The 21449-nt window shown below is 42.9% G+C and carries 23 protein-coding genes; 11 read left to right on the top strand and 12 right to left on the bottom strand.

The annotated features are described in order from the left end of the window. From OE749_RS15690 to OE749_RS15705, 4 genes are all read left to right on the top strand, one after another. The coding region (locus OE749_RS15690) for a transposase (RefSeq protein ID WP_263713427.1) at nt 1–189 on the top strand (189 nt) is incomplete at its 5' end. Nucleotides 190–683: 494 nt separating this feature from the next. Then, nucleotides 684–827, top strand: coding sequence for a hypothetical protein (locus OE749_RS15695; RefSeq protein ID WP_263713428.1), 144 nt, complete (start codon nt 684–686; stop codon nt 825–827). A 127-nt stretch (nt 828–954) separates the two neighbouring features. After that, nucleotides 955–1341, top strand: coding sequence for a hypothetical protein (locus OE749_RS15700; RefSeq protein ID WP_263713429.1), 387 nt, complete (start codon nt 955–957; stop codon nt 1339–1341). A 311-nt stretch (nt 1342–1652) separates the two neighbouring features. Further along, a complete protein-coding gene (locus tag OE749_RS15705) occupies nt 1653–2381 on the top strand; it encodes a hypothetical protein (RefSeq protein ID WP_263713430.1) in 729 nt (242 codons plus the stop codon). Between the two features lie 8 nt (nt 2382–2389). Here OE749_RS15705 and OE749_RS15710 read toward each other — a convergent pair whose 3' ends face one another. From OE749_RS15710 to imuA, 3 genes are read right to left on the bottom strand one after another with little or no spacing between them, the layout of a single operon-like run. After that, the gene (locus tag OE749_RS15710; protein ID WP_263713431.1) at nt 2390–5467 is read right to left on the bottom strand and encodes an error-prone DNA polymerase; all 3078 of its coding nucleotides are present in this window, start codon (nt 5465–5467) and stop codon (nt 2390–2392) included. A gap of 3 nt (nt 5468–5470) precedes the next feature. Further along, entirely contained in the window at nt 5471–6877 is a 1407-nt protein-coding gene (locus OE749_RS15715) for a Y-family DNA polymerase (RefSeq protein ID WP_263713432.1), read from the bottom strand. Nucleotides 6878–6880: 3 nt separating this feature from the next. Next, a complete protein-coding gene (imuA, locus tag OE749_RS15720; protein WP_263713433.1) occupies nt 6881–7591 on the bottom strand; it encodes a translesion DNA synthesis-associated protein ImuA in 711 nt (236 codons plus the stop codon). A gap of 153 nt (nt 7592–7744) precedes the next feature. On the opposite strand from imuA, the gene OE749_RS15725 reads away from it, so the two are divergent. Then, entirely contained in the window at nt 7745–8206 is a 462-nt protein-coding gene (locus OE749_RS15725; RefSeq protein ID WP_263713434.1) for an EVE domain-containing protein, read from the top strand. Between the two features lie 9 nt (nt 8207–8215). Here OE749_RS15725 and OE749_RS15730 read toward each other — a convergent pair whose 3' ends face one another. The 4 genes from OE749_RS15730 to OE749_RS15745 form a co-directional block, all read right to left on the bottom strand. Next, on the bottom strand, nt 8216–8725 hold the full coding sequence (locus OE749_RS15730) for a hypothetical protein (RefSeq protein WP_263713435.1): 510 nt from the start codon (nt 8723–8725) through the stop codon (nt 8216–8218). A gap of 64 nt (nt 8726–8789) precedes the next feature. After that, on the bottom strand, nt 8790–10532 hold the full coding sequence (locus OE749_RS15735; RefSeq protein WP_263713436.1) for a DUF885 domain-containing protein: 1743 nt from the start codon (nt 10530–10532) through the stop codon (nt 8790–8792). 86 nt (nt 10533–10618) lie between these two features. Continuing rightward, nucleotides 10619–10942 carry a DUF1820 family protein gene (locus tag OE749_RS15740; RefSeq protein WP_263713437.1) on the bottom strand — a complete coding sequence of 108 codons (324 nt, stop codon included), beginning with the start codon at nt 10940–10942 and terminating at the stop codon, nt 10619–10621. 116 nt (nt 10943–11058) lie between these two features. After that, nucleotides 11059–11685, bottom strand: a complete 627-nt coding sequence (locus OE749_RS15745; protein ID WP_263713438.1) for a TetR/AcrR family transcriptional regulator — start codon at nt 11683–11685, stop codon at nt 11059–11061. 40 nt (nt 11686–11725) lie between these two features. Here OE749_RS15745 and OE749_RS15750 point away from each other — a divergent pair, with 40 nt between their 5' ends. Beyond that, nucleotides 11726–13384: a M28 family metallopeptidase gene (locus OE749_RS15750; protein ID WP_263713439.1), complete on the top strand. Its 1659-nt coding sequence runs from the start codon at nt 11726–11728 to the stop codon at nt 13382–13384. Nucleotides 13385–13511: 127 nt separating this feature from the next. Here the strand turns inward: OE749_RS15750 and slmA are convergent, their stop codons facing one another. Next, on the bottom strand, nt 13512–14102 hold the full coding sequence (gene slmA, locus OE749_RS15755; RefSeq protein ID WP_263713440.1) for a nucleoid occlusion factor SlmA: 591 nt from the start codon (nt 14100–14102) through the stop codon (nt 13512–13514). Between the two features lie 71 nt (nt 14103–14173). Beyond that, complete coding sequence (gene coaBC, locus OE749_RS15760; RefSeq protein ID WP_263713441.1) at nt 14174–15373, bottom strand: bifunctional phosphopantothenoylcysteine decarboxylase/phosphopantothenate--cysteine ligase CoaBC; 1200 nt, start codon at nt 15371–15373, stop codon at nt 14174–14176. 96 nt (nt 15374–15469) lie between these two features. On the opposite strand from coaBC, the gene radC reads away from it, so the two are divergent. From radC to mutM, 5 genes are all read left to right on the top strand, one after another. Continuing rightward, the gene (gene radC / locus OE749_RS15765) at nt 15470–16144 is read left to right on the top strand and encodes a RadC family protein (protein WP_263713578.1); all 675 of its coding nucleotides are present in this window, start codon (nt 15470–15472) and stop codon (nt 16142–16144) included. Between the two features lie 192 nt (nt 16145–16336). Beyond that, on the top strand, nt 16337–16573 hold the full coding sequence (rpmB, locus tag OE749_RS15770) for a 50S ribosomal protein L28 (RefSeq protein WP_263713442.1): 237 nt from the start codon (nt 16337–16339) through the stop codon (nt 16571–16573). Nucleotides 16574–16584: 11 nt separating this feature from the next. Continuing rightward, the gene (gene rpmG, locus OE749_RS15775) at nt 16585–16740 is read left to right on the top strand and encodes a 50S ribosomal protein L33 (protein WP_263713443.1); all 156 of its coding nucleotides are present in this window, start codon (nt 16585–16587) and stop codon (nt 16738–16740) included. A gap of 234 nt (nt 16741–16974) precedes the next feature. Further along, complete coding sequence (locus tag OE749_RS15780) at nt 16975–17439, top strand: hypothetical protein (RefSeq protein WP_263713444.1); 465 nt, start codon at nt 16975–16977, stop codon at nt 17437–17439. Between the two features lies 1 nt (nt 17440). Continuing rightward, complete coding sequence (gene mutM / locus OE749_RS15785) at nt 17441–18253, top strand: bifunctional DNA-formamidopyrimidine glycosylase/DNA-(apurinic or apyrimidinic site) lyase (protein WP_263713445.1); 813 nt, start codon at nt 17441–17443, stop codon at nt 18251–18253. 1 nt (nt 18254) lies between these two features. Here the strand turns inward: mutM and coaD are convergent, their stop codons facing one another. The 3 genes from coaD to OE749_RS15800 all read right to left on the bottom strand — a co-directional run bounded on the left by coaD (nt 18255) and on the right by OE749_RS15800 (nt 21354). Further along, on the bottom strand, nt 18255–18737 hold the full coding sequence (gene coaD, locus OE749_RS15790) for a pantetheine-phosphate adenylyltransferase (protein ID WP_263713446.1): 483 nt from the start codon (nt 18735–18737) through the stop codon (nt 18255–18257). A 67-nt stretch (nt 18738–18804) separates the two neighbouring features. Beyond that, the gene (locus tag OE749_RS15795) at nt 18805–19911 is read right to left on the bottom strand and encodes a glycosyltransferase family 9 protein (RefSeq protein ID WP_263713447.1); all 1107 of its coding nucleotides are present in this window, start codon (nt 19909–19911) and stop codon (nt 18805–18807) included. Nucleotides 19912–19935: 24 nt separating this feature from the next. Beyond that, the gene (locus OE749_RS15800) at nt 19936–21354 is read right to left on the bottom strand and encodes a capsule assembly Wzi family protein (RefSeq protein ID WP_263713448.1); all 1419 of its coding nucleotides are present in this window, start codon (nt 21352–21354) and stop codon (nt 19936–19938) included. Nucleotides 21355–21449 lie beyond the last annotated feature (95 nt).

Raw genomic sequence — 21449 nt, forward strand, 5'->3', positions numbered from 1 at the left:
TTTAACGGTTCATTCAGACGAGAGTTCTTGGATGTATATCTGTTTGAGAGCATCACTCAAGTCAGAGAGATGTCTTGGTTCTGGCGGCTGGATTACAACGAAGAAAGAACGCATGAAAGCTTAGGTAAACTACCACCGGCAGCTTACCGAGCTAAACTGGAAAACTCTAATTTAGAACTGTGTCATTAATGGGGAAGTGGACAGTAGCTTTCTAGTAAAACTTACGTTTACAGAATGCACTGCGCTACTCTGGATGCTGCTCATTGTAATGTGAAGCAAAGTAGGGCCGATATTGGCAAATACTCATGGAGAGCAGTTGGTGAGTGAATGGTATGGAAGAGAACTATCTAGGAGGGGTATAATCCAGAGTAATACCAAATGTTATATCTCATTTTTAGGGGGCGTAAAAAGGCTAGAACACTTGTATTTTTTAGTTAAGGGACGTGGCAAGTTCAAAGGCTTTAGAATCACAAAATGTTTGGTAAGCCATGATGTAATGCGTTTTAGTAGAACGTTTTTCGCAGCTATGCTATCGCTAGTAACCTTATAGATACGCAAATTTGTTTCTCAATAAACTGATCTTACATCTTAGAAAACCTAGATTTAAGTACAGTTACAAAATGATCAATTCTTTATATTATCAATGGGCTCAATGACGAGCTAAAACTACAAGGAATTTAACAATGAAAACTTTATCTTTCGATGATATCGCGAATATAAATGGTGGTAATTTACCTATGAGTATCGCCTCCGGATTAACCACTGCGTATCTTTATGATGTAGTTGGCGGACAAGAAGGAATCAATAATTACTTCAGTAATTCGTAGTATTCAGCAAGAAGTTCGGTGAATTACCACTGGAGAAGGCTTTAAAGGGCTTTTTAAGTCTAATTTGACTGATAGCTTTTACACTACTTGGGTCTCTGAAATAGTATTAATCGTAAGGAAGCGTAATATGAATCGCTATGCATTCATCGCATTAATTATTTTTTGGCCATTGGCTATTCATTTGGACTCTATTGTTGATGAATTCCGTAGTGTAGGCGTGGATGATGGGCTTCCTTTAATTCTCCTAGGCTCTGCGCCCAGCTTTATTTGCTGTTTACTGGTACCCGTTCCGGGAAAATTTATATACGACAATTTTAATAATACCATCCTTACCTATCTTGCCAGTCAGATTTTGTATGAACTGGGTCAAATATGGTGGCAGGGTGTGTTTGACTATAAAGATATTGTCGCTGCGATATTCGGAGCACTAGTCTGTAGATTAGTTTTTAACAATGTTTATATCAATAAGTTATTAAAAGGTGTTACACCTAACTCTCAGGCATCGCACGCCTAGGATCGGGCAGTTCTCGGATATTAGATTTAACTACTCTATGAGAGACCTTTGCAGCCTAGGGCATTTCTGTAGGTATACTGCCTAAATGTTTTATCTGTTCCTCCTCTCTATGCTACGTATAATCGGTTTTGCAACTTTTTATTCAAAATTGCCCTAAAAGGTAGCGGGTAAAAAACATAGTGTAGTAATAAAAGCTGTCAATAAAATTTACATACGCTTTATAATTAAATATAAGCCATTGAAAAGAAATAGAAATATATTTGGTATGCGTTTTGCTAATATCGTCTCTTGTTAATTAAAGGAGTAAAACTATGTGGTTTAGAAAAGGGTTCTTGCTTGCATCATTGATATTGCTGGTTACCAAAGCGGATGCATCACTGATACATTCATCAGCATCATTGGGTGTAAGTGGTGATACAGGTATTTCAATAGGTGCTGATCAGTATATTGGCTCACGTTTCACATTAGATGATGATTATGCAATATCTTCAATCGGTGCGCATTTATCGACATCTGGTTCGTTTGGCGCTGTTTGGGTAGCTTTAGTAGAGCTTTCCTCACAGACAATCAATGCGTTGCCCTCGTTTTCTCCCCAGGATATTGAATCTCATGCTTTGGCATTTGGTTTACTTGATACCAATGGTGTGGCAGTAGACAGTAGAGCTAACGTAGATGTATCTCTCGGAGCAGGCCACTATGCAGTAATCGTAGGCGGGTCTAATCCAGGTTCACAAGGCGTGTTTGGCGCAACTAATTCAGGCAATTTGGTAGCAAGCGGTACTGATTTTATGGGCCGTTATCATGATAGTGGTCAGATTCTTTCGCCTGATGCTAGTTTTTTTACCGCACCTTCTGAATGGAATGGAACGCAATGGAGCGTATCTGATGTTTGGCGAGATGATGGAGGAAGCTTAGCGGCGTCTGCACCTCGTTTTGTCGTTGAAGGTGTTAAGATTGCTGCTGTTTCAGAGCCATCCATGTTGGTATTGATGTTGTTAACATTAGGTATGCTATTAAGAGCCAGAAAAGCACAGTCTTAATTCGATATCTAATGGAAGTGCCTTGGCTTTGTGTTGAGGTGCTTCATTAAATGCGTTAAATCAGTGAGTTTACCTGCGATGATGTGGGTTACTCCGCTGTCTCCTCTTTCTAGTATCCCACTGACTTTGATAATCTTTGATTTTAAGAAACTTTTCTTTTGTGCTCGTGCAGTGGCTTTCCAGACAACAACGTTAATATTTCCCGTCCCATCGTCTAATGTCATGAACGTGACACCTGCAGCTGTACCGGGTGCTTGACGTCCTATAACAACGCCAATTACTACTACAACCGATTTGTGCCTGATTGTGTGAAGCTGATCTGCACGGGTAAAATGGGGAAGTGTATTATTTCTCTCCAATAGAGTGATAGGGTGTGATGTAAGCGATAACCCTGTGCTTGCATAATCTTCAATTAAGTTATCTTCTTGGCTAGGAGACAATAAGAAAGTCGAAGGCTGAGGCATATTTTGGAATAGAGGGAGTTCAGTTTCATTTTCCATCAACTGCCAACGGCTTTGAAATCGATTTTTGGCAATGTGTTGAAATGCGTTGGCACTGGCTAAGGCTTCTAATTGGTCGTGCTTTATTTTTAATTGTTTAAGTTGAGTAAGGCTTGTAAAACCTGTTATAGGGCGAGCCTCAATAATTTGTTTGGCTGAATGTTCTGATAGCCCTTTAACAATACGCATACCAAGGCGGATGGCGGTCTTATTGTCGTCAAACTCTAATGTATGATCATAGGCCGAATGATTTATACATACCGGCTTAACGTTAATGTTATGTCTTTTCGCGTCGTCTATAAGTTGTGCAGGTGCATAAAATCCCATGGGCCAACTGTTGAGTAAGCCTACGTAAAATGCTTCTGGGTAATAATGCTTTAACCAAGACGATACGTAAGCGAGCACGGCAAAAGAAGCCGAATGAGACTCGGGAAAGCCATATTCACCAAAACCGCAAATTTGATGAAAGATACGTTCTGCATATTCTTTCTCGTACCCGCGCTCTAACATGCCGCTGATCAATTTATGCTGAAACTGCATAAGCTGGCCATCTTTTTTCCAGCTTGCCATTGCACGGCGAAGTTGGTCGGCCTCTCCTCCTGAGAAGCCAGCAGCGACCATCGCTAGCTGAATAACCTGTTCCTGAAAAATAGGTACACCCATAGTTCTACTTAGTACGCCCTTTACTTCGTTTGAAGGATAGGTAACAGGTTCTTTTTTATCACGCCTGCGTAGGAAAGGGTGCACCATATCACCTTGAATGGGCCCTGGTCTGACAATCGCAATTTGTATCACCAAGTCATAATAACATGCGGGCTTTAGCCTCGGCAGCATGCTCATCTGGGCGCGAGATTCTATTTGAAATACTCCTACAGTATCGGCACGTTGAATCATCCGATAGACGTTGGGATCATCTCCCATGCGCGTAATATCGGCGATGGTCAGTGTGCGTTGATAATGTTTCTCTAATAGCGCGAAGGTTTTACGGATTGCGGTTAGCATGCCCAGCGCGAGCACATCAACTTTAAGTAACCCCAGTGTTTCTAAATCATCTTTGTCCCACTGAATAACCGTACGCGCCTCCATTGCGGCATTTTCTATCGGTACCAGATGATAAAGCGGCCCCGCTGAGATGACAAAACCACCCACGTGTTGTGATAAATGTCTGGGGAATCCCATTAACATGTGTACTAAACTCACGAATTGCTCACCCATTTGAGAGCGGGGGTCGAGCCCTAGCTCGGCAATTTGGGCTTGCCAGTTGAGCCCTTTGTCACGGCGGTTCACATTTTTGATATAAAAATCTAGCTGGGTCTCATTGATTCCTAATGCTTTACCGACTTCTCTCACGGCACTCTTAAAGCGATAAGAAGAAACCGTGGCGGCCAGTGCGGTTCGCTCTCTACCATACTTTCGATAAATGTATTGAATCACTTCTTCGCGGCGTTCATGCTCAAAATCTACGTCAATATCGGGGGGCTCGTTACGTTCTTTAGAAATAAAACGCTCGAACAATACGTTGATCTGTGTGGGGTCGACTGAGGTAATGTATAAGCAGTAACAGACGACCGAGTTTGCTGCTGAACCGCGTCCCTGATAGAGAATCTTTTGGGCTTGTGCGAATTGAACAATGTCATGAATCGTTAGAAAAAAATATTCATACTTTTGTTCTGCAATAAGAGCGAGTTCTTTTTCAATGATTGCCTGAATCGACTCAGGCACACCATTTGGAAAGCGGTGCGCTGCCCCGGCTACTACCAGATTACGAAGGTGTTGCTGCGGTGTCAGATGGTTAGGAACCAGTTCAGCAGGGTATTCGTATTGTAGTTCGCTCAAGCTAAAGCGACATTGGCTAGCAATATGTATACTGTTCTCTAACCACTCAGCTTTGTATAAATGCACGAGCTTTGAGAGCGGACGCAAATATCGCTCATGATTGCTGAGCTTGTTGTTACCGAGTTTCGCCACAGTAGTACGTGCTTTAATGGCACTCACAACATGCTGCAAAGGCAGACGATCAGGCGTATGCATTACTACACCGCCACATGCGGTAATGGGGATATGGTGGTGGGCGCTCAGGTACTCTAAATGAGTGATATAAGCCGCTTCATCATTAATAAGGTGGCGCTGGCAGCCAATCCAAAGGCGTTGTTCTGCGTGTTTTTTGAGCCAAGTGGCCCAGATGTCATCTTGTTGCTTTTGCCCACTGGGTAACCACAATATGATGCAATGACGGCATGTTCTCAAATCCCACTCATCCAGTTGGTATTCGCCTTTTGACGCGCGCCTTCTGGCGTTGGTTATTATGCGACAAAGTTCGCCGTACCCTTCACGATTTGGGCAAAGCAAAACCACACGCAAAAGGTTATTGAGCGTAAAGACGCTGCCAACAATAAGCTGTATGGGAAGCTGTTGCTCTTTTATTGCTCTGTAAGCTCTCACCACGCCTGCTACTGAACACTCATCAGTTATTGCTATGGCAGAATACTGTAAAAATGCAGCTTGTTGCACCAGTTCTTGTGGATGAGAAGCACCTTCGAGAAAGGAAAAATTACTCTGGCAATAGAGCTCTGCATAACCTGTCATTATTTAACTAAATAAACCGTGAACGAACCAGTGTTGCTGTGTGGTGCGATAAAGCCATAGCCACTGTCCTTTATGATTGCGTCCAATGAAGTAGTCTCTACATATGGGATTTCCATCCCACCAACCACTGTGTATACGTTCTGGTCCGTATACCACTTCTACTTTTTCTGTTAAGGGGCGAGCTTGGGGAAGCAGCATCAAGGGACGCTGTCGGTTAAAAGTAGCATTAACGGAGGCTTCTGCGAGGGGAGCACCATACTGAGATGCGTATTCAGGGCGAGCATCATCCGCAATGCACGGACTGACCAATGCCTGCTCTCCTAGTTTCGCTTGTAATAAGCCAATTAGCTGTAATGGAGATAGGCTGCTTTGCGTCCCTTCAAACATGTCGGTTTTATCTGGCTGAGCTGATACGATTTTGCCTGTGTTAATGGTAAGTCCTGATATGGGGGCAGTGAGTTCGGTGTTTTCGAGTTTCAGTTGAACTAACGATGTCCATACATGTGCTTTGTACTCTGCTTGTGCGGAAGCAATACGTATGGTGAGTGGGAGGCTATCACGTTGATGTAATATGATTTCAATGTTGTCAGTCACACTGTCTCGAGCCTTCAGGAATTGGCTCATATCAGCCAGTATACGATTTATCGGAGGCATGAGTTTGTCTGTGCTTTCTATTTCGTAAAGTAACTCCAGATATTGGGAGAAATGCTCTGGAGGTCGGAAAAATTCGCTATGATGCAATAATTCCCCATTTACTCTGCCTAGATAGGTTACCAATTCAATATCGAATCGTTTGGCCAGATCTTTGAGAGAAACAGACAACAGTGCTCCCAATGTTTTGATACCGACTCGACCAAGCTTTTGTTTGATTTTCGGTTCTAGCTCGGTGCTATCAATATGGCAGTTATTTAGTGCTTGCTTGATCTGTGTGGTCTGGTCGGTAACACAATTCCACTGATTTCGAGCGAGCAGCCTCGCAGACAGAGGGGAGACGCCTGTGGCGTAACTATATTGATATAATGCAGGCTGTATTGCTTGACGTATTGTTTGCCAATAGGGTGCCAATCCGCCATAAAGCTCAAGCATATTATGAATGCGAAGTAGCAGGCCATTTGGCGGATATATGCAAATATCCGATGTGACTTTGTAGAGAATATTGGCAAGATAATACAACTGCTTTTCTTCAGTTTCAGCGTGATAAGGCACAACCATTAACTCACTAGATAAAGAAGATGCCGTTGCTAACCCCATACCTAATTGTATGCCTACGGTGCTAGCTTGTTTATTGATTTGTACAATTTGTGACTGTGCGGGATGATATATTGCAATCGGCTGTGAGCTAGTGTCGCCGCTGTAAATGCTGTCTAACTGTAATGCAGGAAAGTGCAAATATAACCACAAAGTGCGCATATATCACCCTGCTTGCCTGCGTGTAAATGGTACAACATTATGCTGAGTTTTTTGGGTTAGGTAAGACCAACGATGACGCATGTGAACCTGTATACCTTTTGTTGGGTATCCTCCTTTACGTTTAGTAATATCGACCTGTATTCCTTGTTCGTCCGGATGGAGTTGCAACGCAATCGGGACTGGCAGTGATAGTCGACTTGCACTGGGTGAGCGAAGTAAAATATGCAATGAACGACCTTGTTCGGCCGCTAGCAACAAGCGCTTAACGTGATGAATTTCTAAATTATCATGCCAAAGTAAAACGGTATGGCAACAGCCACTTTTTAGACATTGCTCAGCACTCCATAAGGCATCAATTGGCTCTTTGGGCTGGATGATTAATATCTGTGACAGGCAAAAACCGAACTCAAGCAGAGCCTCGCTGCCAATGTGCATAGGAGGGGCTATGAGTACAAAGAGTCGCCCTTGTTGTGTCTGACGCTCTTGCAGGGCTGGGAAAATAAGGCGCAGCTCGCCGATCCCTATTGGTGTAATCATATCGACTAAACCATGTTGTGGAAGCCCTTCATGTAAGTGCTGATCTAACTCTGGAAAGCCTGTTGTGTTCCCATTTTCTGATAGCAACCCTGTTAATGGCGGTGCGCTGGTCATAGTTTGTGCGCTTGCCTGCCAGACAAGGTGTTTATTTTTAAGATGCTCAATCACTGAATTCATAATTTTAACTGTATATCTATACAGTTATTTGATCAAGGTAAAATCTATCGTGTGTATGGATGTAACAGATAATTAAGACAATTTTATTTTTACTTACCTGCAATGTGTGTATCGACATATAATCAAATTAAACAAACCATGACGGGAACAATCATGCAGTATTGGTTATTTAAAACTGAGCCAGATGCTTTCAGTATTGAAGACTTAGCAAGCAAACCTAACCAAACCGAACATTGGGATGGAATTCGTAACTACCAAGCCCGTAATTTTTTACGAGATGAGGTAAAAGTGGGAGATAAAGTATTTATTTACCATTCAAGTTGCAAAGATGTGGGAATCGCAGGTGTTGCTGAAGTGGTAAAAGCTGGGTATGTGGATCACACACAGTTTGATCCTGACAGTAAATATTTCGACCCCAAGTCATCGCCAGACAAGCCGCGCTGGTACATGGTGGATGTAAAACATCAACATACGTTTAAACGCGTACTTAGTTTGAAAACCATTAAGCAGATGGGCGACATTCAAGATATTGGTTTAGTGAAAAAAGGGCACCGATTATCTATTATGCCTGTAACGGAAAAAGAGTGGCATAGCTTGTACGAAGCTGCAAAGTAGGAGCGTGAACTAGCTTGCTTCTGATGTTGAGGTGTTGGCGTCATTGGGGTGGCTAACCCGTTGAGAACACAACAAGTGGCATGCTGAAATGAAGCCACCGACGGTGTTCTTAGTCCAGCCCATTCTAACATCAGAAGGCTGTTTTGATATGAAGGTTTTAAATGCATCCATGTCATACTGGCTGTCTGAAATAGCCCGTTTAACCGCTTCTTCTACGGTATCTTGATTTTCTATACAACGTAGAACAATTTGTTCAACGCGACTTAGCAATACGTACAACAAATCATACTCTTCCTGATTAATTAGAGCATGCTTACGTTTAGCTTCTAGCTTTGCCAGATAATTATTTTGCAGCTGCCCAGATAGCATAGCCAGAGCATTCAGTGAATATTTGCTTTGTGAGTCAACTGTTCTTAAGGCATGTTTTAATTGATTGAGTTCACGTTGATAAGTCTGGCTGCGCAGCACAAAATAAATCAACGCCAATACTAAAAAACCTATAATACTAAAAGTAACCACTCAAACACTCCTAGTGAAAAAGATGAGGCAAAAATACCTGTTGCCTCATCCGAATTCAACTCGACTATTTAGATTGTTCCGTTGCAATAAATAACCTGATATTTTCCTTCAATGTAGAAAGTGGTACGGAACCGTGTGCTAAGACCGCATCATGAAAGCGCCTTACATCAAACTTTTCGCCTAACTGTGTTTCTGCCATTTTTCTAAGTTTACGAATCTCAAGCTCGCCAATTTTGTAGGAGAGTGCTTGAGCGGGCCAAGAAATGTAGCGATCAATCTCTGAAATGACATTTAGCTCCGACAACGCAGTATTTTCCAGCATGTAATCAATTGCTTGCTGTCGTGACCAGCCTTTAATATGCATGCCCGTGTCTACGACTAAACGGCAAGCACGCCACATATCATAGCTCAGACGACCAAACTCATCATAAGGATTTGCATAGATGCCGACTTCTTTGCCCAGATATTCCGAATACAGTCCCCAACCTTCACCAAATGCAGAAATATAAGTAAAGCGACGTACAGGAGGAAGATCTTCCATTTCTCGCGCTAATGCATTTTGTAAGTGATGGCCTGGAACCGCCTCATGCAACGTTAAAGCCGGAATGGCATATAACGGGCGTTTATCTAGCGCGTAGGTATTAACCCAATAGTATCCTGGTTCCCCTTCTCTGGATGGACCTAAATACCGCCCCGTTGTGTACTTAGGCGCAATACTATCAGGCACGGCTTCGACGCCGTAGGGTGTACGGGGAAGAACGTTAAACAGTTTTGGTAGCTTTGCATCCATTAATTTAGAAAAGTAGGATGCGTGCTTAATGAGCTCTAAAGGGGTTTTTGCATAAAATTGGGGATCAGTACGTAAGAAGGCAATAAACTCATTAATGGAACCATCAAATTGCACTTCATCTAGCACTGCTTGCATTTCGCTGCGTATACGTGCGACTTCTTTAAGACCAATGTGATGTATTTCCTCTGCACTTAGAGTGGTAGTAGTAAAGTAGCGCGCGCGATTTTCGTAGTATGCCAACCCATTTTCCCAGCTAGTGGTTGATATTTCTTTTTTAGCGTTAGGGATATAGGTTTGCTGTAAGAACTGATGAAAACGTCTATATGCAGTAAATATGTCGTTTTCAATGACTTCCAGGGCTTGCTTCTTTAGCGCATCTGCTTGTGCCTGACCGACCACCTTCTCTATATCTGTAAAGGGCGTATAAAATACACTTTCTGATGGTTTACCTGAAAAAAAAGATGCTACGCTGTCATCTAACCCGGTAAGCGTAACCTTGGGTTGTACCATGCCGACTTTCATTCCTTCGGTAAGCCAGTGAATTTGCTGATCCATAAACTCTGGGAAAGCCGATAAGCGTGTTAGGTAGTTTTGGTAATCTTGAACATTGTTAAATGGCGCTTTTGACGGCAAACGTGCAAATTTACTGTGAAACCCCGACTCTGACGTAAACGGCAGATAGTGCTTTTTAAATTGGTATTTATCGACATGGTTTTGCAGCCTCAACGTTTGCACACTCAAGGTGATTTGCTCATTGCGGCTGAGCTTCTTTGTCTCTACCTTTGCCAAAGCATCCAAATATCGTTGGTACTGCTGGTGGGTTTTGGCTAAGCCTTCTGGTGATAAATCTTTAAGTTTATCGTTATGAACATGAACCCCTTTCGATGTTGCTAAAATCGGGTCTGCCTGCATTTCAAACTGCCATATCTCATCAATGAGTTTAGCAAACTCAGAAGAGGGTGTTGCATTGATTGGTATGGCAACCAGTGACAAAAAAATCATGAGCAGGCGCTTCATAAACGAACCTTATTATAGTTGTTGTTAGAGTGATATCAGGTTACGCATTATTGTTTGTAATGCCAACTGATGACAGCGTTTATCATTTACTTCTTTGGGGTATAAATGGGGCTAGGGAATGCAGTGACTTTGTCTGATAGTTCAGAAATTTTTGCCGTTCCCTGCTTCTTAACTTCGTCTATGCGAAGCACATTATGCATAGGAATATATGTTCTTGTAACATCTGCAAACTCAGATTTCAGTTTTTCATGGCTAGGATCAACGACAAGATTGGTGTGGGTATCCCATACAAAATCACCAATTTCGACAAACCCAAACATGGCTCCTTGGCTTACCTCTCGCACATAGAGCTCATAGCGCTCACCATTACTGACGAACTGAATGCGAAAAAGGGGATTATTGTTTGTCATCTCTGCTACCTGTTAAACCCAAGGGATGGCGATTTTAGCGACAAATTTCATTCTAGCCAAGTTTCCGTATGTGTTAGGTCGGTGAAGGCTCGAGTAGACGTGTCGGGTAAGTGTATTTATTTAAGCGGACCTAATAGCGCTTGAGTGGCTAAATGCAATTCGTCGGTATTCCCTGCAAGAATGCCATTAACTGCGAAGCCTTGTACATAGCTGGTTAGCTGGAGCGCTGTGGCTTCGATATTAACATTTGTGCGAATTTGTCCCAAGCTTTGAGCTTTTTCAAGACAGCCAATGAAAGCTATTTGTAATCGGTCTATATAATGGCGTCCGATGTCGCGAATTTTTTCATCGTCAAAGCCCAATTCAGTAATGCAATTAATGAGTAAGCAGCCTTCTCCCTGAACTAAAGCGACATAGTCATTAAAGAATGTTTCAATGGCGTCTAGCCCGCCATGGGATTCTAGATGCGCAACGATGCCATTAAGAACATGTGTTTGGTAATGCTCTAGGACTAAATATAAAAAGTTCTGTTTGCTGCCAAATTCAAGATAGAATCCTCGTCTATTGAAGTCGGTTCTGGCAATAATCTCATCCATGATAGCGCCATGGTAACCGTGTTCTAAAAAAACACTGATGGCCTGACTGAGAACTTCTTCAATATCATAAAGGGCTTTGCGAGGCATAATAATTCCAAGAACATCTGTTCTTAACAGAGTAGACGAACGGATTTTTCTGTCAAGCACATATCGTCTTTGAACATATAACAATAAACTGGGACTAAAAATGAAAGTAAAGCACGCCTTTTCTGCTGCCATGGCAGTGATGCTAATGGCAGGGTGTCAGAACACCAGTACGACAGAAAAACAACACTCAACAGCCGCCTCTACAGCAAAGGTTGATGCAAAGCGTATCAAAGCGCATCTACGCTTTTTGTCGGATGATTTGCTAGAAGGGCGCGATACGGGGTCAAAAGGACACCAAATTGCGTCTCTCTATATAGCAACTGAATTTGAAAAATATGGATTAGAGCCTGCCGGTGACAATGGCACCTATTTTCAAGATGTTACTTTTAGAAAGGCAACGCTTGATCAAGAATCGCCTCATTTTACATTAAAAGATGCAAAGGGCGAGCGCACCTTTTCTTATCCAAGTGAATTTTTGATGTCTGCCTCTTTGGTCAGAGAAACCTCTGCCGTGAATGGCGAATTGGTTTTTGTGGGGTATGGCATTGTTGCGCCAGAGTTGAATCATGATGATTACACTGATATTGATGTTGAAGGTAAAATTGTGGTTCTTCTGTCAGGGAAGCCGAAATCGTTTCCAAGTGAAGAAGGTGCGCATTTTGCGTCTACCTCTTTAAAGCATGCCTACGCTGCCCAACGGGGTGCCATTGGCGTGATAGCTATATCTACGCCTATTGCGGAAAAAGTTGCGCCGTATCAAAACTTACTAAACTACATTCACACGCCAGCGTTGAGTTGGGTAGATAAGCAAGGACAGCCAGCCAATACTCAGCCGTCTCTTCAAGCGCGTGCCTATTTAAGTGTTCCTGCCGCTCAACGTCTATTCGCGACGGCTGACGTATCTTTAGATGATATTTATGCACAACTTGAAGAAGACAAAGTGCCAGCGTCTTTCCCTATGAATGTATCTGTTAGCCTGAGCCAGTCGAGCAAACATGAAAATATTCAAAGCCCGAATGTGGCCGCCGTATTACTCGGGAGCGATGCGACATTGAAAAATGAATATGTACTTTATTCTGCACATTCTGATCATATAGGAATCGCGAAAACAGTAAAAAAAGACCGAATTAATAATGGTGCGATGGACAATGCGTCTGGCACAGCAATTATGCTAGAAACTGCGAGAATGTTTGCAAATCAACGCCAACGTCCAAAGCGCTCAGTTCTTTTTGTTGCGGTAACAGGAGAAGAAAAGGGCTTATTGGGATCAGATTACTATGCCCAAAACGCAACGGTGCCTATTGAAAATATTGTCGCTAATGTCAATCTGGATATGCCCATTTTAACCTATGAATTTGCTGATGTTATTGCATTTGGTGCTAATCATAGCGATATGCAAGCATCTGTTGCCAAGGCGGCGAAAAATGTAGGTATTTCACTGAGCCCGGATCCGTGGCCAGAACAAGCATTGTTCACACGCTCTGATCATTACAGCTTTGTAAAACAGGGGGTGCCTGCGGTGTTCTTGGTTCCTGGACTTCAGTCGGCGGACCCTGATATTGATGGAAGCAAACAGTTTGGTAAGTTTCTATCTACCCATTACCACAAGCCGTCAGATGACTTTAATCAGCCATTTAATTGGGAAGCCGCAATTAAATTTACGGAAGTCAATTTTCAAATTGGACAAACACTGGCTGATCAAGCCGCGCGTCCAGCTTGGAATGAAGGTGACTTCTTTGGCATTACATTTGGTAAGTAACCCATTATAAAACGCAACGTATCGAGTGAATTACTTATCAAACTCAAATAGGTAATGATGCCAGCAACCTGAAAAATAGATAAATTCTCTGGTTGCTGGCGTACTTTAGCCCGAGCAGCAAGAAATATTAGTCAAAAAAGCGATGTTTGATTAGATGCCACTGATCGGTGAAATTTTCTGTAGGGCGTTTAGTAAATTCACTGCGAATAAACTGATTGATGCGGCCGTCTGCATAACAAATTAACAGATTGGCAATCTGACCCTCATCAGCCGGTAGCGTTTTGCCTTCTCGCAACTTGCGTTCGCGTAGAATCTGCTTAAGCTGGGTTTCTAAACGTTCAAAGAGCTGGGCTATGCGACTACGTAATCTATCTTGCTCTCCCATTAATGCATCACCATTTAGTATGCGAGTGATACCTGGATTTTTTTCAGCAAAGCCAAGGATTAGGTGCAAAATAAGCTGGCAACGGGTAGCCGTGTCTTTTTCCTCATTAATAATTTTATTAATGCGGGAAAACAGTGTTTCTTCAATAAACTCAATCAACCCTTCAAACATACGGGCTTTGCTTGGAAAGTGACGATAAAGAGCCGCTTCTGATACACCCACTTGGGCTGCAAGCTTTGCTGTTGTAATCCGTTGGCCCGGATTGGTTTCTAGCATGCTGGCGAGAGATTGAAGAATCTGCGCTCTACGATTTGTTCTTTTAGCTGCGGGCATCTTAGCGGTTTTCTCCTTGTTGCAGGCGTGGCACAGGACAACATGCCCTGATGCAAAAATGAACCTACTGATTAATTACTTTTATACTTCTTAGTAATCAGTTCGATAAGACTGAATGCAAGTTGTTCTTTATCGGCGATTGCTAAATGTTCTTCACCGTTATTCCAAAAAACGGATAACGCATTTTTATCGCTATCGAATCCAATATCCTTATTCGACACATCGTTGGCTGCAATCATATTCAATCTTTTCGCTTTGAGCTTTTTGAGCGCATAATCACGAACGTTCTGTGTCTCAGCAGCAAAACCAACAGTGAATGGAGCATGATCGAGTTTAGCAACATCTGCCAAAATATCAGGGTTTTTTGTAAAAGTAAGCGTTAACTCATTATTGTCTTTCTTAATTTTTTGCTCACCAACGTTTACAGGTCTGTAATCCGCAACGGCCGCACAACCAATAAAAATATCACAGTCGGATACATGTGACATAACGGCTTTATGCATGTCGCTGGCACTTGATACATCTACTCGATTTACATCAGTTGGTGTTTGAAGTGACACCGGACCACTGACCAACGTAACGTTCGCACCAGCCTGAGAAGCCGCCTTTGCAATGGCATAACCCATTTTACCTGAACTATGGTTGCTTAAAAACCGTACAGGGTCGATCGCTTCTCTCGTTGGTCCTGCAGTAATTAACACATTAACACCTGCAAGCCCATCTTCAATTTTATTGTTAGGTATCAAAGAAGATACGATTTCTTCGGGTTCAAGCATGCGGCCTAAGCCTACATCGCCACAGGCTTGCTCGCCTGATCCCGGCCCAATTAGTTTAACACCTCGTTGAGACAAAATATGAAGGTTGTCTTGCGTTGCTTGCGCTGCCCACATTTGCTGATTCATTGCTGGCGCAACAAATATAGATGAGGGGGTGGCTAAGCACAAAGTAGTCAGTAAGTCGTCAGCAAGGCCGTGAGCTAACTTAGCCATGACATTCGCAGTAGCAGGAGCAATGAGCACGGTATCGCACCATTTTGCTAGCTCAATATGGCCCATAGCAGCTTCAGCAGCAGGATCGAGTAGGCTAGTGGATACAGGGTTGCCAGAAACCGCTTGTAATGATAGTTCACTGACAAAGGCTTTTGCTGAATCGGTGAGAACGACGCGAACCGTTGCACCTTGTGCCTTGAGCTTTCTGACTAAATCCGGGGTTTTGTAGGCTGCTATGCCTCCCGTGACGCCTAAAAGAATGTTTCGATTCTGTAAGTGCATAAATCTGTACCGACAAACCAAAAACTGGCCTACCGCTTCTCGCTTAAGATACGTAATATTAGCGTAGTTTACACGGGGTTAGATTGGCAGGGAAGCATGAAACTAACAGAGTGGCCTTCTTCTACTCGTCCACGAGAGAGATTGTTAGCCTTAGGACAAGAAAAGTTATCTGATACTGAACTGTTGGCGATTGTGCTTAGCAGCGGGAATACAAACGCCAATGTGTTTGAAGTAGCGCAGGGTGTGCTATCTGAATTTGGCTCTTTGTATAACTTTGTAAGTGCTTGCCAACATGATTTTTTACGAGCATCAGGGGTCGGCATTGCAACCTATACGAAAGTGCAGGCATTCAAAGAGATTATCAAGCGCAGCTATCAAGAAAAATTAGCAACACAATCTGCGTTTGAAAGTGCATCAGATACACGCTTATTTTTAATGTCTCAATTACGGGAAGAAACCAATGAAGTTTTTGCAGTCTTATATTTGAGTAGCCAACATCATTTAATTACCTTCAAAAAATTGTTTTACGGTACGATAACTAGTGCGAGTGTACATCCTCGTGTGATTGTTCAGGAAGGTTTAGCGTGTAATGCCGCTGCCGTAATTTTAGCCCACAATCACCCCTCGGGAGTGCCAGAACCGAGTCAGGCTGACCGGCGCATAACCCATCAAATTAAACAGGCACTTTCACTTGTTGATATTAATTTGTTAGATCATTTTGTGATCGGAGCTGGATGCAGTGTATCATTCGCTGAACGCGGTATTTTATAGTGTTTCAGCGGGATTTTAGAAAAATAAGAGATCCTTACAGATCAATCAATTGCTAATTCTTTGTGCAATATTTCTTGAATACACATTAAATATACTGTATAAAGTGCGCCCTCTTATTAATGGCGAATTCTAATCTGATCATTGCTTGATCGATTAGAGCTGAATTTTATAGTTGTTTTGGAGACAAATACGATGTCCAGAGTATGTCAAGTAACTGGCAAGCGTCCTGCGGTAGGTAACAACCGTTCACACGCGAAGAATGCGACTCGCCGTCGCTTTTTGCCAAACCTTCACTCTCACCGTTTCTGGGTAGAGAGCGAAAACCGTTTCGTTAAGCTACGTCTATCTGCAAAAGGTATGCGTATTATCGATAAAAAAGGTATCGATGCAGTCTTGTCTGACATGCGTGCCCGTGGCGAGAAAATCTAAGGAATTTTACAATGCGTGATAAAATCAAATTAGTTTCGACTGCTGGTACTGGTTACTACTACACCACTGACAAAAATAAGCGTAATATGCCTGGCAAAATGGAGATCAAAAAGTTTGATCCTAAAGTGCGCAAGCATGTTATGTTCAAGGAAGCCAAAATCAAGTAAAAGCTGCTTGTTTTTGTCTCCAGAAAAACCCGGTTTTATCGCCGGGTTTTTTGCGTTGTTTAAAATCATTATTTGAGTATGATGACGTCCGGTTTTACTGTCATCCTTACGTTTAAATTTCTTATCTTGAGTTAACATTAGAGTCATTTTAACCTATGTCATCGCTTTAAGTTTACAGACAAAGGCTTTGACGTTGGTATATGTTTCGATCACGAATCAAGGAGTGACTAAAAGATGTTAAGGCTGTCGCAAAAAGCATGGAATAATGTGCTTATTATTTCAATGCTACTAATGATTGTGCTGTTTAGCTCAACACATAATATTTTGTTGAACAACGCAGACAAACGGCCCGATGTCATGCAGTTACTTCCCGAAGATGCCGTTATTATGTCGCTGCAAATTGGCGCTCACAAGATAGAGCGAATTGGGCAGGGATGGCGCATGTTTCCCTCTGTCGGCTATTCAGAGTCTACCTTGGCACAGTACATTTCTCACTGGCAAACCCTAATGGTGAGATCATCATCGGACGAGCGTGTTTCCTCTCCCTATGTGGTGGTTATATGGTTAGCTGGAGAAGCCAAAGGCCGTGTGTTCAAGCTCTTTAAAAAAGGAGAGCAAACCTACTTATCTAGCCAAGGTCATTACTACGTCGCAAACAATAAACTCTTTTCGCAACTAATTCCTGAGGAACTTCAATAATATGCCAGAGCTTCCAGAGGTTGAGGTGAGCCGTTTAGGCATCAGCCCACATATTATCGGTCAAACCATTGATAAAGTTGTTGTGCGTCAGCCAAAGCTACGCTGGATGGTGCCTAGTGAAATCCAACAGGCCGCAAAACAAGTCATAGTGGATGTACGCAGACGAGCCAAATACCTTATTTTAACCACGGCGAAAGGCGATATTATTCTTCACTTAGGTATGTCGGGAAAGCTGCGAGTAGTACCTATTAACTCGGAAGTACAAAAGCACGATCATGTTGAAATTCAATTGACCAATGGGCAGTGTCTTCGTATGAATGATGCTCGTCGTTTTGGTGCGTGTTTGTGGCGTGGTGAGGGCGAACCCGAGCATACGTTGTTGCAAAATTTGGGGCCAGAGCCGTTGACAGAGCACTTCGATGGAGAGCGTTTATACACTCTGTCTCGGGGTAAATCGCAAGCAGTGAAAACCTTTATCATGGACAACCATGTGGTTGTTGGCGTTGGAAATATTTATGCGAATGAATCGTTATTTATGGCTGGTATCGATCCTCGTCGTGGGGCAGGTAAAGTGAGTCAGCAACGTTATGTGCAGTTGGCTGAGCATATTAAGCAGGTATTGGCAAAGGCCATAGAACAGGGCGGAACGACCCTTAAGGATTTTGTGCAGGTAGACGGTAGCCCAGGTTATTTTGCACAACAACTTCTTGTGTATGGGCGAGCAGGTAAAGCGTGTTCGCATTGTGGGACGACGATAAAATCAGTGGTGATAGGGCAGCGAAATACTTTTTACTGCCCAAGCTGTCAGAAATAAACTACGGGTGAAGCTTCTCGAACAGTGCCTTATGCACTTTTGGGTGACAAAACTCTTTTACATTACCGCGGTGAAGAGCTACTTCTTTTACCAAGGTTGATGAAATGAACGAGTTTTCTTCTGCGGGTGTAAGAAAAACACTCTCCAACTTAGGGTTTAGGCGACGATTCATATTCGCTAATTGAAATTCGTATTCAAAGTCGGATACAGCGCGTAAGCCTCGAATAAGAATGGATGCTTGCTGAGCATCGGCAAAATCTGCTAGTAATCCAGTAAAGCCAACTACGCTGACGTTTTCCAGATCTTTCGTCACCTCGGTAATTAAATCCACACGTTCATCTAAGCTGAAAAGTGGCTTTTTACTTGGGTTAGAGGCAACCGCTACTACCACATCCGTGAACATATTGGCTGCACGCTCAATCAGGTCTGCATGACCATTGGTGATGGGGTCAAAGGTTCCCGGATAAATTGCTTTTGTATACATAACTACTTTTACTCGACAAATTCTCTCTAGCTTATCCTAACTAACGGTATTTTTTAACCGTTCTCATCTACAGTTTGCTTAATAGTGGCGTGCACGCCATCACGACATCTCTAGCTGAAATTTCATCTACGCGACGCTCGGCTCGCAAGATACATTGTGCCCGAAGCGGCGTCCATGCCGCAGCCGATTCTCGCATTAATACTACTTGCTGTTTGTCCATAGATGCAGCAATGTGCATGATGGCGGTTTCAACCGTAATCACTAGGTCACATGCTTCGAGCATAGCAGGCAATTCGAAAAAATCATTCACGGCAGAAAAGGCTATTGCCTTGATTGATGAATTTGCTAATGCGCGTTGTAGCTGACTATGTGTGTTGTCTAAGGCATTGGGCGGAACATTTAAAACAAATACTGTGTTAGGCTGCTTGGCCTCAATGCCCTTCATTACTTCTACGACTTGATCCCAAGTATAATCACGCTTTTCAGTCGTTGAGAGATGGTTGATAAATACTTTTTTAAGAGCAGTATATCGCTCTGGCCCAATATGCGTGAACCTATTAGCAATAGAGGTTTCTATTGCCTCTTTTTTGCTCTCTGGTACGCTTAACCTTAAACCGTATAAGTCTTCTTTTTCCAGCATTAATGTGCCGAATATAGACTCAAACCGACTTCGGTAAATAGCCGAAATATGTTTATTGTGGTCGTCATTAAGATCCAGTATGGCGTTAATCTTCTTAAATTGATGCCAGTGCAGTAATTGCGAAACCCATGATGATGGGCGAGTAGCAACGGTAAATGCATCTTGACCAATGTTTTGCACAATTTCTGCGTATTTATTTGTGCGTGTTGTTGCGATACAGACAACAATGTCATAATCGCACTGTTTTGCTTGTTGGATTAATTGTTCCCGCTCTTCACTACTCGCTACAATAGGGTATATCTCTTCTACAAAAGGGACAGATTCAAGCCATTGTGTTAGCGCAGAATTTCGACCTCCAGCCCAAGCTTTGGGGCGATCTCGGCAATCATCTATCCACACGTCTATATGTAATGACGGATACTTCTTTTTTAGAGCACGTAAATACATGCCTTGAAATACGAAGTCGCCTAACGCCAAATGCGTCATGTATAGCATGCGTTTGGCATTCAACAGTGTGGTATTCGGTATGAGCATACTAAGTCGATGTTATCTGAGTGCTTACCAGCGGTAAAACCCTGTTAAACGTGTATAAGATTCACCAAATGTGTCTTTTCCTGACGTCAGAGTTGCCCCCCAGAATCCATATCGGTTGGCGAAGCTATATCTGATATCGGCTTCTACACTACGTTCGTATTCAGCACGATTACTACCGTCATTGTTGACCGTGCGTAAAGTGACATCGACGAGTTGATCTTGCGTAAATTGCCACATGACGTTCATGCTATGGGCTGTGGCAGGTATTGCATCTGAGGATAATCGACGAGAGCCCCCCCAATGCCCCATAATGGTGCCGTCATTCGTGTACCCAGCAGGATACAAATGATGAACATACCAGCGATCTGCCCAATGAGTGACTTCGTATCGCATTGAAATATTGTCAGAGAGAATAGGTAGATAGATGCCCAACGCTTTAGAATCGTTGCCAAGCTTAAAGTTGCTTTCGTCTACCGTATCTTCGCCAGCATATTCGGCGTAGATGGAGACTGGCATGCCAAGGTCAAAATTAAATTGTGTTGTGACAGAGGCTTGCTGATTCCCAAATTCGAAATTTGGATCATCGTTGTTTGCATCACCCACGTTATCTTTCCCTGCCGGATCAAATAGCGCTTCAAATACATCGCCTACGTCTACACTGCGTTTTCCGCCTCCAAACTGCAATGTACGATTAAGCCCGATTGTCCAGAAGTCAAAAGGAGAAAAACTCAAGTGAAGACCTGCATGACGTGGACGTCCAGGAAAGGTTTCATCCCCTAATACAATTTGTTCTACTTCTTCCAATTGAGAGTAAAACATCTCAAAACGGATATCCCAAGCGGTATACGGCGTTGCGTTACTGATTGTAATCGACTCTGACGGCGCAGCATGGGTGCTGACTAACATTGCGCTGTCTTTGAATGGTGAAAACCAGTGCTCTCGGTATCCTAGCTCCATTTGAATGTATTGGTTTCCCACTGCGACATGCGTATTGTGATGAGTGAGGTTGTTAACGTCATCATAAATAAAGCCTCCTGATGCATACATGTAAGGCCCAAGATAGGTAATAGCGCCTAGCTCAATTTGATAGTTTGAGTGTAAAGGGATGCCTCGGCCATTGACCGAAGTGGCTACTTCGCCGTCACCAGAGCTGCCAGATAGCTTTATTGCACCATGAGTCAAGCCGGTTTGTTTATAGCGATCAAGATACTTACTCAACGTTGTATAAAGAACAGGATGACTTTGTTTTATCAGATCTAATCGTTCTAATAAGTCTACGGTTTTGTACGGTTTTGTTAATGGCGTAGCTGGAGTAAGTGCCATTACTCTATCAATCTGAAGCTCAACTTCTGGTGATAATGCGATGGGGAGATATGGCGAAATACCCTTACTGAATACTGGAGAGCTAATTGCGACTAAAAATAATCCGATCACGCTTTTCACAGTGAATAATGTCCTTTCTATTATGTATTGAAAAAAACAGTCTACACCTACAAAGTAGGAGGGGAAAAACGCTATTGTCACACAAAACCTTGTGC

The sequence above is a fragment of the Fluctibacter corallii genome, from assembly GCF_025751585.1.
GTDB classification, from domain to species: domain Bacteria; phylum Pseudomonadota; class Gammaproteobacteria; order Enterobacterales; family Alteromonadaceae; genus Fluctibacter_A; species Fluctibacter_A corallii.